Raw genomic sequence first — 14025 nt, 5'->3', positions numbered from 1 at the left:
AGCTATCCTTTTTTATCAAGGTGCTGCCTTAACCTACTCAACCTCCAGATACATCTCCTGATTTTGCAGGATCATCTTGTTCATGTGTGTTATAGCTGCTTCTGCCGCAGTCTGATATGCAGCATACAATGCCTCTGTTCTCTGGAGTAACATCGAGTCCTTCTCCAGATCCGTTGCTAACACCTCACGCCACTCTTCACCCACTTTATTTTTGTCCGTTATGAGACTTTCAATCTGGTCCAATACAGTCACCATCTCATCTAAATGAAAAAAGTGCATCCCTTTTTTAATCCCATTCCAACTCTTGATCTCGATGATGTTATACGCCGAAAACCAGTAAAACTCTGCCAGACTCTTTGTGTGATTATGATAGGAATAGAACAGAAATAGGGCTTGTTGCCCTTCATGTAACTGTCGGTATATCTCTGTTTTGGCGGCCATATCTCTGCCCCGTACAGAAACAAGCATGGGTTCAATACACAACCAGCTAAGTTGCTTTGAATGTATATCTTCTGCTCGTACTCTAGCCTTCATAACATTCCCCTCTCTTTTCAACGTTTAAGGATTCTCTGGTGCTTCCACTGCCGGGTCATTCTCTCCACCCATTCTGCGTCTGGATGTCTCCATCCTGCCTGTCGCTGGCACATGATCAGACGCTTTAGCTAATCCGAATTTTGGCATGTTGGCATATATGGTCTCGAACGAACCCGACTGAGCTTTGTATGTTTCATGATAGACCCCTACAGTTCCATCGGAACCAATGGAGCGATTGAATCTTTTCCAGGCTTCCAAGTGCAGTCCACCTCGTGCATATTTCTCCAATTCATCATAAGATCGCCAGTATTGTAGCAGCGTCACCCCACGCCAGCTTATAAAATACTCTGTACTCAGAAATCCAGTCTCCGGATTCATATACAGCTCTTTAATCATCGGGCCCATGGACTTAAAAACAGGCAGCCATTTATGTATAGCCCACAGACGATTGATCCTCATTCCGATAATAAAAACAACAAATTCTCCCTCGATCTGAGCTGAATATCTTCCCTTATATATATTCGGCACGCCACCCCTCCTTCTCGTCAAAAACATTCGATTTCATCGGATCTGGACGACCCTTCCTATCCGCTCATAGGCATCCAAGGGGAAATCAAAACTCCACCTTTTGTGATATTCCTCCGGTCCCATTTCCTTCAATTTGCTTAGTTCTCTGTAGAACAGCTTGGTCAATTTGACCAGAGTTAACTCCTCGGACATGATCAACCGACCCTTTGTGACGTCTTCTGGGCTAAAGTTATCACTCATCTCATATACCATAAATTGAACGATTACCTGTGAACGTTTCTTGATCCAGAATCGATATTCTCCAGGTTCGGTCTGCATGGTCATGGTTACTTCAGCTGCTCCTTTGTGCAATGCAACGATATGCCGTGCCACCTCATCAACCGCATCCGACAAAAAAGAAACCGGAATCTCAATCTGTTCTCCTTGATTAGGTTGGATCGTAATATCCATCCATCCGTGTGGTTCAAGCGTCATAACGATGTCCATAGTCATCCTCCTTTATGCGATTCTATGATGCAGAATTAACTGAAGACCATGCCTTTCATTACAGTTATCTTCTAATGAGTCAGGTGGTAAAGCCATGCCCCGATATCCTTACCAACGGCATACACCAAATTTAACACAATGATTGTGTTCATGCCCCTTGTATTATGTTTGTTTCTCTGCTATTAAAACTCTTACGATGCTTGTCGCATTTTTGAATTTCATTCTGTTATTCTTCTGTTGGTGGTCCCAACCATGTCTTATTGCATATTGAATAAGGTTGGATATCAGTTTGGGTTCATAGACAAATATATCCCATGTATCTTCCCAAGCAACATCGAACTCTACAAATGTAGATTTAAGCGCATTCAAATATACCCGAATGACGATATCGTACGCTTGCTCATCCACAACGTACAGGAACAGTGTATCATTCACTACAATTTTGCGTACTTGTTTCCTGTATACCTTCAGGTAAATCCCTCCCTTGCTTACACAGTGCTGCGTAAATCTTCATACACATTCCATTCTGTATACAATTGTTTTAGCGCTAATCCTGTTGTATGTATGAACTTGTCCATAACTTCCATAGATAAAATATTTAAGTCACCCAAGGGTTCGTTATCAGGATTAGCTAAAAACTCAAGCTTCTCTTCCCTATACTGATACACCTCAGATTCCAGTAATCCACCTATCTCAAATGCTTTTCCCACGTTCAGCTCATTTAACCATTCAAGGACCCCGTTCCAATTCCGTAGAATCATAAACTCCAGCTTCGTGACATCCTGTGTATACACGCTTCTTCCATTGGGGTGGACTTCATATGCAGGATAAATATCGAAAGTCCACACGCGATCCGTATAGATATGGGCGATGTAACCGCACAGATATTGCAGGAATTTGGGATCCCTATAAGCTAACTTCTTATTGGACTCAAAAAATCCTTTAAGTTCTTCGTCTGTTGCGAACCTTCCTGCCTCTGGCATGAGGTGGGTTTTTGCCTTCTCAGTACGAAGATTAGTTCTTACGTGAATGGAATCAGGAGCGAGGCTACCCAATAACAATTCAGGGGATGGCTTGGATATCAATTCGGATGCAATTGCAAAATGAACCATCGGCCAAGGCATTTACAAACTCCTTTCTTTATTAAAAGGCTCAACTATGATGTTCTACGATTTACAAAGCTAAGTGCTCACTCTCTTGTACATGTGTCAATTCAATATCTGTCCAATCCTCTTAATTCATCATAACCCATGTATTGGTAAATGGAAATTGAAAAAGATCCTGTCCACCTCCTAACTCAGGAGAAGCAAATAGGATCTTGATAATAAATTTGGTTATATTAAAAAATCTTCGGTATTCAGAAATGATGTCCCTTCTTCACGATACCTCTCGATTAACTCATTGGTCACATGAGCATGTCTCAGAATGCCCATATAATCCGTACCCGGTTTCTTCGGTCTATAATCTGAATCAATCGAGTAGATATTGAAATGCACCTCATCTTCATCCTCTGACACATCTGTTTTATCGAAAAGTGCAATCACTCCATCTTTGCCAAGAAACCTAAATGGAGATTCCTGACGCTCTATAACATAAAAAGGATATGTGATATTCTCTATCTGAATGAATTCCTGATACGCCTTAAGCTCATCAGGTATTAGATCCATGTACTGTCTAGCTACATCTTCTGCCTGAAATACACCTGAGACCCACTTCAAATTCCTGGTTGCTACCATAATAAACAAACGAATCACCTTCTAATTTTAATTAGGATATCTATATTCCACGCACAAAAGTCTGAGACAAAATCCGGTGGCTACCAGCGATCTTGTCAATCTCAATGCTATATTCAGACTCGGTATATTCAATCTGATGCTGCTCATAATATCTTTTCCAGAACGAGACCGCTGCTGCATTGTTAGCAAGCTGTTCTACTTTGAATGTACCCCGAAATTGAGCAAACACCAAGTCAATTGCTTGTGCTGCCAGCCCCTGTCCGCGATACTTTTTGACCAGGAATAGCTCCTGCACCGTGTAATCCACAGCTTCTGGCACATATGGGGGCGAGCACACCAGCACGAATCCAATAATTTTCCCTTCATACTGAATCAAAAACGGATGTAATTCTTCGCGTTCCAGGTAGAGATACGTATTCGTTGGATCATATGTGCCCTCTTCAAGCAGATCCTCACCAGAAAATTCGGACAGGTCATATAAATACAAGTTATACAGGTTGAGGAACAGTTCCTTCTGTTCTGCCAAAATGCTCGTGATTTGTACGTTCATCTTCATTGCACACATCTCCCTTAGTTAGTTAGTTAGTGTTCCATCACGACCTTACCGATGTCCACAGCCTGCTTGCTGTGCCCTGATCTCAATATATCGTTTCAATCACGGCAGATATAGGCAAAGTTTGATTTAAATCGTGAAGTAACCATAACTGTCGTTGTGGGGATGTACATATGTGCATAAAAATAGACCCTTTACAGGGTTGGTCAAGACCCCATTTTGTAAGCCGACAAGCTTATCCATTGAACTGAATCACTTCCCGGTAAACGGGCAAATATACTGATCTCGTGTCTCCAGGACAGCATTTTCAGCTTGGTTCGGGTACAGCACTTTATACATGGATTGTTTTGCGGCTTCTATTATTTCATCAGTCGCCAGCTCTTCCTCACTCGAAAAGCTTCGGTAAATATCCCAACGTTCTTCCGCGTAACGCCGGGGATAGTCAACGATTCTGCGTTCCCGTTCCCATTGTGTACTGGGGGGCTGTGGGGAGCTGGCTTCCGGAACAGCGTCTTTTTTCATTCTATCTTTTACGAAGGCTCCGGGGGTTAGGCCCGACTGCTCAATTTCGTTCCATTCTTCTTTTATTAGCGTGAGCGAAACTTTCTTCGTTATCCCTTGGGACGGGCGGCCAACGGGTCGCCGTTCTTGGCTATTTGGTGATCGCATTAAATGTTTCATCATTTTCGCTTATTTCTCGCTGAAAGAAAAAAAGCATCTCCAGGAGATGCCTTTTTCTTGAGTAGAAACATTGTTAGGATTGCTACTAGGAATCATGCGTCCTAAATTGAGGAAGTATAAATATATTACTCTCTTTTTTCAGCATCTAATCGCCGACGAAATACCAAAGCCGAGACAGCAAATATAATAAAAGATAATGTTGAAGCAGCAGTAACCATCTTCAACACATTTCCTATTGGGGGGTTAAATAACAGAGCAATTGAGATGATTAAAACGGCACCAGTTAAACCCATTCCCAAAATCGAGAACGCTAAAATCTTGATCATCGAATCACCTCACAGGTAATTGAAACAAGCTACTGCTCCAGCGATACCACCAACACCAAGAGCTGCATATGCACCAATACATGCAGCACATATCGGAGCAGTCACTGGTGTCGGTACTGCACACGAACCACCGCACGCAACAGCAATAATATAAGCCACCGTACCACCAACGCCAAGCACTGCTCCAAGACAACCTGCCACTGCGCCTACACTCTGCGGTTGAATTCCAGAGTTAACTGGCTCTTCTGCAAGCATTTCTTCATCTGTGATATAAGGTCTGTCAGTGTCCACGGATTTAACAACTGATCCATTCAAATACGTCTCAACTCGGAAGTTTCCTGCCTCATTCTTGGTCACCAACATTTCATTTGTATGCAATACGTATTATCCTCATCGAAGAATACTGTTACGTTACTAGGAAGGCTATAATCCCCATGCAAAGGAACTGTAACAACCGTAACTCCACCGCCAACCGTGTACACACTCGATTTTTCCAAATCAAAAGCAGACACAGGGGCGATATTCTCAATTTCACCTGCTTCTACTCCATGTAGCGTTGCATCGATCAATTCCTTGGCTTCATTACCTATAACTACAGCAAAATCTTGGCTGTTATCCGCTTGTGCTGTAACACTCAAATTTGGAGATAAACTTAAACAGAAAATAGACAAAATCATTAATACTGGCAAAAAGACCTTTTTCGCCTTTAACATAATTAAAAAAACTCCTATTTTTTAATATTTCGTCATAACATTTCCTCTTCAAGATTGATACCATCTGTATGCAATTGCTTAGATACCAGTTCGATAGCCTAGGCCCGAATTTGGATTTCTTTTCCTGCCCTGAGTTGGTCTCCTGACACGTTGCCCATTAAGCTGAAGCTTAGGGCAAACGTACCCGCAATTAACCAAGTCTTCTTAAATTTCAATAACATTCACGCTCCTTATAACCAGATTTGAGGATTCCCCTCACATATATAGACACCCAAAAAGGAAAATAGTTACTTTTTTATTTATTATTTTGTCATAAAGTCCAAAAAAAAGTTAGAATAACTGCCTATAAGGACGACACACCGTAGAAACAAATTCCACATACTAAGTACGAAAACCCGTCCCTAAAGGTATACATAAACATAAACACGAACAAAATATAGTGTTGTGGTCATGCTGCAAAGAGATTAAAAAAGACCCTAGGCGGCAAATTGGCGTCGGTACTCCACCGACGTCAGTTTTTTTAGTTTTCGTTGTGGCCGTTTTCGGTTGTAAAAACGAAAATATTTCTCAGTTTTGCTTTGTGCTTCGACGATCGTTCGGATATGATAAGGGTAGAGTCCTTCCGTTTTAAGATGTGAGAAGAAGCTCTCAATGGAGGCATTGTCTAGGCAATTGCCTCGACGAGACATGCTGATTTGGGCGCCAACCTTTGGCAGCATGTCGTGGTAAGCATGAGACGTGTACTGGAATCCTTGGTCGCTGTGAACGACCAGTCCGGTTACGTCTTTTTGCTTAGCAAACGCTTTGCTGAGTGTGCGGAGCACGAGTTCATTGTCGTTGCGTTCGCCGATTTCGTAAGCCACAATTTCGTTATTAAACAGATCTTTAATGGCCGACAGGTACACCCAGCGCTCTCCAACACGATACTGGGTAATGTCGGTTACCCATTTCTGGTTTGGCTTTTCCACAGTAAAATCCCTTTTCAAACGGTTCTCTGCTACACGCACAGCTGCTATATACGAGCCTCTAAAACGTCTCTTACGGCGAATTCGAGATTGAATCCCGAGTGCTTGCATGAGACGAAGCACCTTCTTATGATTCATCCAAATCCCTTGATCTTGCCAGAGGAATAACTGAATCTGCTGATAGCCATATTCTCCTTCATAACGCTGATAAGCTTGGAGCACTTGCTTCTTTGCCTTCGCATCGCGATCGATTCGTTTGCGCTTTAAATAGGCGTAATACCCACTTCGGGACACACCTAACACGAGTGAAAGTTTCTCGATATTTCCGCATGCGGCTACTTTTTCCATGATCTGATATCTCTCTTGTTTGCTTCCTCCTTCCAGATTGCCAAGCACTTTTTTAGCAATTCATTCTCCCGTTTCAGGTTTTGCACATACCGATCCTGACTCACATATTGCTTCCGACGCCCCCGCCCATCCAGTAGTCCAAACTCACCTTGCTCCCTATATTTCTTCATCCACTTTTTCACACGATCTGCATCCTGAATCTCCAAGTGTTCCGTAATTCGGCGATACGTCCATTTCTCTTCAACGTGAAGACGAATAGCCTCTTTTTTCATTGCAACAGAGTATGTCTTAAACTTTTGTCCCATAAAATACACCCCCTAGAATTTATCGGTTAAACCCAGGGTTTTTTCCAATGTCTATTCTAAGGGGTGCACTTCAGGTCCGGTCGGTGCTCTTGTCTTTATTTTTCACCAAGTATCCAACTTAATGGATTAGATAATCAACCACAGGATATGAGATCACATTGCGATCCCTGTACGTTGAAGTCACAGCTTCGGGATGTGTACTAAGAATTCCATTTTGTAACATCACCGGACGGAAACCTCGCTCCATCGCACCGTTGTAGGTGAATAGAACACATTCCTCTGCAGCAAAACCGGCGATAATCACCAATTCAATTCCGTGACTCTTTAACACCTGCTCCAGATCAGTTTGCCAGAAGGCATTGGAAGCTTCTTTGATAACTGTGATATCCTTCTCATTCACATCTACCTCGGGAATAATACGATATTCTTCCGGTGGTGCCTCCTCCATGCCCTCCACATCCTGCACGTGAACGACCACATGATCATTCGAGCGCAGCACGTTAGCCACATGATTAATGTACTCGCAGGCATGGTCTATCGATCTCTGGTCCATCTTTTTCCGCACAATACTCTCTTGCATATCAACAATCAGCAAACCTACTTTCATCCAATCTCTCCTCACAAAAATTTAGTTTTAATCTTGGCATCACAATCTCAAGTTAATCCTTAAATAATTCATTCAGCATCCGGTCACGGTTCTCCAGAAAGCTGCGGGTAATCTGGTAGTGATCGGTATCCTCATAGACTACCTCTTGAATATGGTTATCGTCAAAACTTAAAATCTCCGCCCCCGGATACCCGAGCAGAATAGGTGAGTGCGTCGCAATAATGAACTGCGAAGTGCCTGACAGATCATGAAGAATCCGCAATAAAGAGAGCTGCCTTGCTGGGGATAAAGCAGCTTCGGGCTCGTCGAGCAGATAGATGCCTTTGGAACTAAAGCGGTTGACGAACAGGTTGAGAAAAGACTCGCCATGAGATTGTTCATGCAATGAACGCCCGCCATAATATGGAAGCGATGCCGGCATCTCATCGACATGCGATGCGAATTGATAGAACGATTCAGAGCGCATGAAGAAGCCATTCGTTATTTTGGGCAACCATGCCAGTCTGAGATAATTCCCGAGCGAGGATTCCGAAGCATGTGTCTCATAGGTATTATTCCTGCCGCCCCCTGCGGTATTGAATCCACATTGATGAGCGATGCCTTCCAGCAGCGTAGATTTCCCTGAACCATTTTCACCTACAAAAAAAGTAATGTTATTCGTGAACTCCAACCGTTCCAAAGACCGGATTGAGGGGATGTCAAAAGGATATTGGTCCCGATTCTCGATCTTGGACAACAAGAGTTCCACACTTCGAAGATACATAGGCATACTCCTATTCATGTTAGATTTGGATCCATCTACGGCAGGTACCTTTCATTTACACATTTCCTATATTAAACGACGAACAGACGGATGACAAAATTATGGTTGACAGTGGCAGATCAGCTTCTATATTATGTAGGAAGATCGTTCTGCATAAAATATAAAACGAATTGGCGTGTTACCATCCCAGAGGGCATGAGCCAAGAAGCGAACATGAGACTATACTCGCTTCTTGGCTCTTTTTGCGTTCAGGAGGCCTGAAAGCGTTAACTTTAGAAACGAGGAGGCGGTGAACCGTGAGTAAAGGAATGATTCTGCAGGTGGAGCGGGTCGTCGGCAGCAATATTGTTCTGGCCCGGTCGCACCAGAATACCAAGGAGTACGTACTGATCGGCAAAGGGTTGGGATTTGCGTTCAAGGTGGAAAGCACCGTTCAGGCCGATGATCCGCGGATTGAGAAAAGGTTCCGGCTGGAAGACCGGGAGGAGTGGGGGCAGGCGCAGGAGCTGATGAAGGACTTGGACCCCAATGTCATCGACATCTCTGACCGAATTATCCGTCTCATCGCTGATCAGTTTCCCGGTAAGCTGAATGACAAGATCTACCTTGCTCTTCCAAGTCATATTCAGTTCACCTTATATCGTATCCGCAACGGGATGGAGATTCTGAATCCTTTCCTTACGGAGACAAAGCTCAGTTTTCCGAAAGAATTCGAAATCGCCTTGGAAGCGGCGGCCATGATCGGAGAGGCCTTTGGCGTAGAGGTACCGGAGGATGAGGCCGGGTTCCTGACATACCATGTGTACTCCTCCGTAAATCACGTCCCTGTCGGACAGTTGGTTAAGGTATCCAATGTGATCAGCAAGCTTCAGTCCATTATTGAAGAGGAGGGTGGCGTTCGCTTTGAGCAGGGCAGCCTTAGCCAGGCAAGACTCATGATACACCTGCGCTTCTCCATGGAACGCCTGTATCAGCAGTCGATGACGGCCCCCACCTTCGCACAATATGTGAAAAATGAATATCCGTCCGAATACCAGCTGGCCAGAAAACTGAGCGCTGTAATGGCCGAGGATTTGGGTACAGAAGTGCCCGAGGAAGAAACGGCTTTTCTCGCCATGCATTTATATCGGCTTTTTCAAACCCATGCCAAAACCAACAACAGAAAGGACCACACACAATGATCTGGAAATGGAAAAACAACAAATCTGCCAAAACATCTGAAACAATATCCGTCGCCTCCCCGCTCACCGGAACCTGCGTCAGTTTGGAAGAAGTGCCCGACGAAGCGTTCGCGCAAGGACTTATGGGACCGGGAGTTGCAATGATTCCCCAGGAGGGCAGATTGGTCGCCCCTATCGACGGCACTGTGGTGCACCTGATCAAATCGCACCATGCCGTAATGATTGAGCATGCTTCCGGGCTGCAGCTGCTGCTGCATATCGGTATGAATACTGTCAGCCTGAAAGGACAGGGCTTCACACCCCAAGTGCAGACCGGAGATCAGGTTACTATCGGTCAGACCCTGATTGAATTTGACCTGAATGCGATCGTTTCGGCCGGTTATCCGGTCATCACCCCTGTCATCGTTGCGAATGCGGCAGAACAGCCGTGGGAGTCGCACCCGGAGTATGGCAGCGTAGAAGCAGGCATGGGAACTATTATGAAAGTCAGCTTGTCCAAATAACCTAAATCAAAAAAAGAAAGGAAGAACAATATGCTGAAAGCACTGCAAAAGCTGGGAAAATCCCTGATGCTTCCTGTAGCAACCCTGCCTGCGGCAGGTATTCTTCAAGGCCTCGGTCTTCTTAATTATGAAAAGGACATTCCGCTCGGCCCCGTGATCGGGGGATTTCTTAATCAGTATGTAGTTCCATTCCTCAATGAGGGAGCGGGGGCGATCTTCGGCAACCTTGCGCTCATCTTCGCCATTGGGGTGGCAATCGGACTGGCGGGGGATGCAGTCGCCGCTCTTTCCGCCCTGATCGCTTATATGGTGCTGACGCGGATTCTGGGAGCCGTTCCAGGTGTATTCGGCTATATTCCTGACGATGTCAAGCTGGATATGGGTGTATTGGGCGGGATATTTGCCGGACTGCTTGCAGCCTATATGTATAAAAAACACCATAATATCAAGCTTCCTGACTGGCTCGGCTTCTTCTCCGGCAAACGCTTTGTGCCAATGGTCACCGCCGGCTCCATGCTGGTGTTGGCCATCCTGTTCGGCATGGTCTGGAGCCCGATTCAAGATGCCATCGGCGCTTTCGGCGCCTGGATTGTAGGTTTTGGCGGCTTTGGCTCCATGGTGTTCATGATCGCCAACCGCCTGCTCATCCCGCTCGGTCTGCATCATGTCCTCAACTCCATCGCCTGGTTCCAGATTGGAGATTATACCAATGCAGCCGGGGAAGTCGTGCACGGCGACCTGACCCGCTTCTTCAACGGAGACCCTACGGCAGGCATGTTCATGTCTGGCTTCTTCCCGATTATGATGTTCGCTCTTCCGGCGGCGGCGCTGGCCTTGATTCATACAGCCCGGCCTGAAAAGCGCAAAATGGTCGCTTCGATCTTTATCGGCGCAGCGGTGGCTTCGTTCTTAACGGGTATTACCGAGCCGCTCGAGTTCTCCTTCATGTTCGCGGCGCCTCTGCTGTATGTGGTGCACGCTATTCTTACCGGTGCAGCGGCCCTGATCATGTACCTGCTGAATGTTAAGCTGGGCTTCGCCTTCTCTGCTGGTCTGATCGATTACCTCGTGAACATGAAGCTGTCGACCAATCCGCTGCTCATGATCCCGGTCGGACTCGCATTTGCGGTCGTCTATTATTTCCTGTTCCGGTTCATGATTGTCAAGTTCAACCTGAAAACGCCGGGGCGCGAGGATGACGCTTATGATGCCGATCCCCCCACTGATACTTCCGCCGTGGCAGCGTCTGCCGACACCAAGGCCGGCAAAGTGCTCGCCGAGATCGGGGGAACAGATAATATCGAGAGCATTGACGCCTGCATCACTCGCCTCCGGCTAGTTGTTAGGGACGACAAAGCCGTCAACGATCGGGCGCTCAAACAGCTTGGCGCTTCCGGCGTCATGAGGCTCGGTGGTGGAGCTGTGCAGGTCATCTTCGGCACCCAGTCCGAAATCCTGAAGGATGAGATTAAGAAGCTGATGTAACGCTCGTCCTCCTGTGAGTGTAAAAGGTCGAGAACAAGGGTATGCTTACCCCTGTTCTCGACCTTTTTTGTTAGCCAAGAAGCGCAGGATATTCTTTTGAAACGGTTTTGATTGAAAAAAGAGCAAGCTATATGACCAACTCTCTCTGTGTTAATAGACAAATCTGCGCTGCGCCCAATAGCTGAACAGGAAAATGGATACCTCGGTCAGCAGCTTGGCTGCGAGTAGCGGGATAATTAATTTTTCATTATAAAAATACAGTAAACCGTAGTTTAATAGCAGCACCAGTAGGACGAGTGAGAAATATTTGGGTAAAGACTGACGAACCTTTGAGGTGGTCCGTCCAGCAGAGAATACGTACTTCCGATTAATCGTGTAGTTGAAGATGGAGCTGCATAGCCTTGCTGCAACAACCGACAGAAACAGATTATGCGTGAAATACTGGATAATGAACAGTAATCCAAAATCAATCAGAGCAGACAGCACCGAAGATGTGCTGAACATCAGGATTGGCATATAGATCCGGAACGAATCCACCAGTGGGCGAAAATGGGAAGACTCATTGTGATCCAGATACACCGTATCTATAAATTCCTCCGTAATTTCATACCCTTCCTTGTGTGCCGTTAACAGCATGTTCATCTCGTATTCAAACCGATCCCCCGGAATCTGATTCAGCCAGTCCAGCATAGAGTAAGGAAAACCTCGAAGACCCGTCTGCGTGTCATATACTTTGGTACCTGTCGTGAGCGAAAAAACTGCCCGGGTGACTGTGTTGCCAAAACGGCTGCGTGCTGGGATTTTCCCGCTAAAGCGACGGCTACCGAGTACAATTCCTGGTGTCGTCTGTGCGAGCAGCACTTCGAAGATACGCTTAATATCATGTGGCAGATGCTGTCCGTCACTGTCTGCGCACACCACACCGCTCTGAGGTCCATATTCTTTAATATGCTGAAAGCCTGTCTTCAATGCCCTTCCCTTGCCCAAATTTACGGGATGTGTCAGAACCGTACAGCCATAGGCTTCTGCCGTTTCAAAAATCCCACGGTACCCGTGGCCACTGCCATCATCCACAATCACAATGGGACCAAGTTTAAATGTTTGCAGTTGCAGAACAAGATTCAGTAAACGTACATCGGGTTCATATGATGGAATTAATATCGTCATGATCCTTGTCCCTCCGTCAGATATAGAATATCACTTACGCCACGTTCCTGGTTACGACCTAGCGGGTTATTGACGACTCTGCCCATAAAATACATCGTGGATGAACCGCCACCGTCCAGATTGTAGGCTTCGGTTGCTCCGAGGCCTTTCATGACATCGGCCAGTTCTGCCAGAGTCATGCCACGGCTGTCGTCCTGCCGTCCGTCCACCACCACGAAGACGTAATGATTCGGAGCAATCATGCCGATCGCTGTTCTTGGATTCGCATCCTGAATGGAGCGATTACCGAAGTTATTATCGATTTTCACACTGCTAAAACCACTGACGATCTCGCCATCCTGAATCAGTATGGGCCCAAAGGATAACGTATTGGTCACACCTTCGGCCAGCAGTTCCGAGGAAGAAATCTCGTTCTCGTTATATGTTTTCATCGTTCCGTCGTTGAACAGGGCAAGTGCATCCCGCGTTGGGCTGTCCCGGTACAATGTTCCATTTCGAATAATGACACCATCATCACGGAATCCGTAGTAGTCACCATTAATGGCAAAGATCGCATGATTTGCAGCGGCAATCTCTGACGTATTTTCGGTAATGTTCGTTCCAAAACTATTGTCCGCCAGCGCAGTTCGCAGACTGCTTGCATCCGTCAGCTGAACATCAGCAACATAATACGTAATCTGATCCGAGCCATAGCCAGTCTGTACCTTTTCAATACTGACCTTCATATCATCACTCGAATAACTCCAATCATCTGACGTTGCGTTCACTTCCGTCGTGGTGGTCGAAGTACTGCTGGAATCATTGATGTTGTCCGTTGCTGCCGTTGCCGCGTTCTCATCCGCTACAACCACCTGTACATGCCGGATCAGGTAACGGTCAGCCAGGCTGTACAGGATTCCACCTACCCCGAGCACGATGACAAGAGTAATAATGAGCCATCGGCGCTTTCTTAGGGAGATCGGTCTTTTATGTGGGTCTTTCCGGGTTGGTTTTTCATAGATCTTCATCATGTGAAGCTCACCTCTTCATCTAAGTTCTTAAGGCCATATTAGGCCGGGTAGCTTAAATGAATCTGAAACCATATCAATTGGACTAAAGATTATTTACACTGACACTACGATGACAGAACAACCTTCCAATCGCT

The 14025-nt window shown here is 45.7% G+C and carries 19 protein-coding genes; 3 read left to right on the top strand and 16 right to left on the bottom strand.

What is annotated here, in order from left to right:
* Positions 1-33: 33 nt before the first annotated feature.
* The 14 genes from M1D71_RS07500 to M1D71_RS07435 all read right to left on the bottom strand — a co-directional run bounded on the left by M1D71_RS07500 (position 34) and on the right by M1D71_RS07435 (position 8545).
* Positions 34-534, bottom strand: a complete 501-nt coding sequence (locus M1D71_RS07500; RefSeq protein WP_458125918.1) for a hypothetical protein — start codon at positions 532-534, stop codon at positions 34-36.
* 24 nt (positions 535-558) lie between these two features.
* Positions 559-1062, bottom strand: a complete 504-nt coding sequence (locus M1D71_RS07495) for a DUF4188 domain-containing protein (protein ID WP_458125917.1) — start codon at positions 1060-1062, stop codon at positions 559-561.
* A 33-nt stretch (positions 1063-1095) separates the two neighbouring features.
* Positions 1096-1548, bottom strand: coding sequence for a hypothetical protein (locus M1D71_RS07490; protein WP_458125916.1), 453 nt, complete (start codon positions 1546-1548; stop codon positions 1096-1098).
* 488 nt (positions 1549-2036) lie between these two features.
* Positions 2037-2672: a hypothetical protein gene (locus M1D71_RS07485; RefSeq protein WP_458125915.1), complete on the bottom strand. Its 636-nt coding sequence runs from the start codon at positions 2670-2672 to the stop codon at positions 2037-2039.
* A 210-nt stretch (positions 2673-2882) separates the two neighbouring features.
* Positions 2883-3293, bottom strand: a complete 411-nt coding sequence (locus M1D71_RS07480; RefSeq protein ID WP_458125914.1) for a hypothetical protein — start codon at positions 3291-3293, stop codon at positions 2883-2885.
* A 31-nt stretch (positions 3294-3324) separates the two neighbouring features.
* Positions 3325-3840 (bottom strand): GNAT family N-acetyltransferase, encoded by a 516-nt coding sequence (locus M1D71_RS07475; RefSeq protein WP_458125913.1) that lies wholly within the window; start codon positions 3838-3840, stop codon positions 3325-3327.
* A 249-nt stretch (positions 3841-4089) separates the two neighbouring features.
* Positions 4090-4521: a hypothetical protein gene (locus M1D71_RS07470; protein ID WP_458125912.1), complete on the bottom strand. Its 432-nt coding sequence runs from the start codon at positions 4519-4521 to the stop codon at positions 4090-4092.
* Positions 4522-4643: 122 nt separating this feature from the next.
* A complete protein-coding gene (locus M1D71_RS07465) occupies positions 4644-4844 on the bottom strand; it encodes a hypothetical protein (protein WP_458125911.1) in 201 nt (66 codons plus the stop codon).
* 9 nt (positions 4845-4853) lie between these two features.
* Positions 4854-5222 carry a hypothetical protein gene (locus tag M1D71_RS07460; RefSeq protein ID WP_458125910.1) on the bottom strand — a complete coding sequence of 123 codons (369 nt, stop codon included), beginning with the start codon at positions 5220-5222 and terminating at the stop codon, positions 4854-4856.
* The gene (locus M1D71_RS07455; RefSeq protein ID WP_458125909.1) at positions 5198-5557 is read right to left on the bottom strand and encodes a hypothetical protein; all 360 of its coding nucleotides are present in this window, start codon (positions 5555-5557) and stop codon (positions 5198-5200) included. Before M1D71_RS07455 ends, M1D71_RS07460 begins: the two co-directional genes overlap by 25 nt.
* Before the next feature lie 476 nt (positions 5558-6033).
* Positions 6034-6870: an IS3 family transposase gene (locus M1D71_RS07450; protein WP_458125908.1), complete on the bottom strand. Its 837-nt coding sequence runs from the start codon at positions 6868-6870 to the stop codon at positions 6034-6036.
* A complete protein-coding gene (locus M1D71_RS07445) occupies positions 6858-7175 on the bottom strand; it encodes a helix-turn-helix domain-containing protein (protein WP_458125907.1) in 318 nt (105 codons plus the stop codon). The genes M1D71_RS07450 and M1D71_RS07445 overlap by 13 nt, the downstream gene beginning before the upstream one ends.
* A 118-nt stretch (positions 7176-7293) precedes the next feature.
* Positions 7294-7782 (bottom strand): cysteine hydrolase family protein, encoded by a 489-nt coding sequence (locus tag M1D71_RS07440; protein WP_458125906.1) that lies wholly within the window; start codon positions 7780-7782, stop codon positions 7294-7296.
* Positions 7783-7834: 52 nt separating this feature from the next.
* Entirely contained in the window at positions 7835-8545 is a 711-nt protein-coding gene (locus tag M1D71_RS07435; protein WP_458125905.1) for an AAA family ATPase, read from the bottom strand.
* Positions 8546-8841: 296 nt separating this feature from the next.
* On the opposite strand from M1D71_RS07435, the gene M1D71_RS07430 reads away from it, so the two are divergent.
* Genes M1D71_RS07430 through M1D71_RS07420 form a run of 3 tightly spaced genes read left to right on the top strand, consistent with a single transcriptional unit; the run spans position 8842 to position 11714 of the window.
* Positions 8842-9726 carry a PRD domain-containing protein gene (locus M1D71_RS07430; protein ID WP_458125904.1) on the top strand — a complete coding sequence of 295 codons (885 nt, stop codon included), beginning with the start codon at positions 8842-8844 and terminating at the stop codon, positions 9724-9726.
* Positions 9723-10229 (top strand): PTS sugar transporter subunit IIA, encoded by a 507-nt coding sequence (locus M1D71_RS07425; RefSeq protein WP_458125903.1) that lies wholly within the window; start codon positions 9723-9725, stop codon positions 10227-10229. Before M1D71_RS07430 ends, M1D71_RS07425 begins: the two co-directional genes overlap by 4 nt.
* A gap of 30 nt (positions 10230-10259) precedes the next feature.
* Complete coding sequence (locus tag M1D71_RS07420) at positions 10260-11714, top strand: PTS transporter subunit EIIC (RefSeq protein WP_458125902.1); 1455 nt, start codon at positions 10260-10262, stop codon at positions 11712-11714.
* A 150-nt stretch (positions 11715-11864) separates the two neighbouring features.
* On the opposite strand, the gene M1D71_RS07415 is transcribed toward M1D71_RS07420, so the two are convergent.
* Together M1D71_RS07415 and M1D71_RS07410 are read right to left on the bottom strand one after the other, a co-directional pair.
* Positions 11865-12881, bottom strand: a complete 1017-nt coding sequence (locus M1D71_RS07415) for a GtrA family protein (RefSeq protein ID WP_458125901.1) — start codon at positions 12879-12881, stop codon at positions 11865-11867.
* On the bottom strand, positions 12878-13891 hold the full coding sequence (locus M1D71_RS07410; protein ID WP_458125900.1) for a phosphodiester glycosidase family protein: 1014 nt from the start codon (positions 13889-13891) through the stop codon (positions 12878-12880). The genes M1D71_RS07415 and M1D71_RS07410 overlap by 4 nt, the downstream gene beginning before the upstream one ends.
* Positions 13892-14025: the final 134 nt, after the last annotated feature.

It is taken from the genome of Paenibacillus sp. Z3-2 (assembly GCF_054161325.1).
Note: the sequence above shows the minus strand (reverse complement) of the source record. Positions and strands in the feature narration are given on the sequence as shown.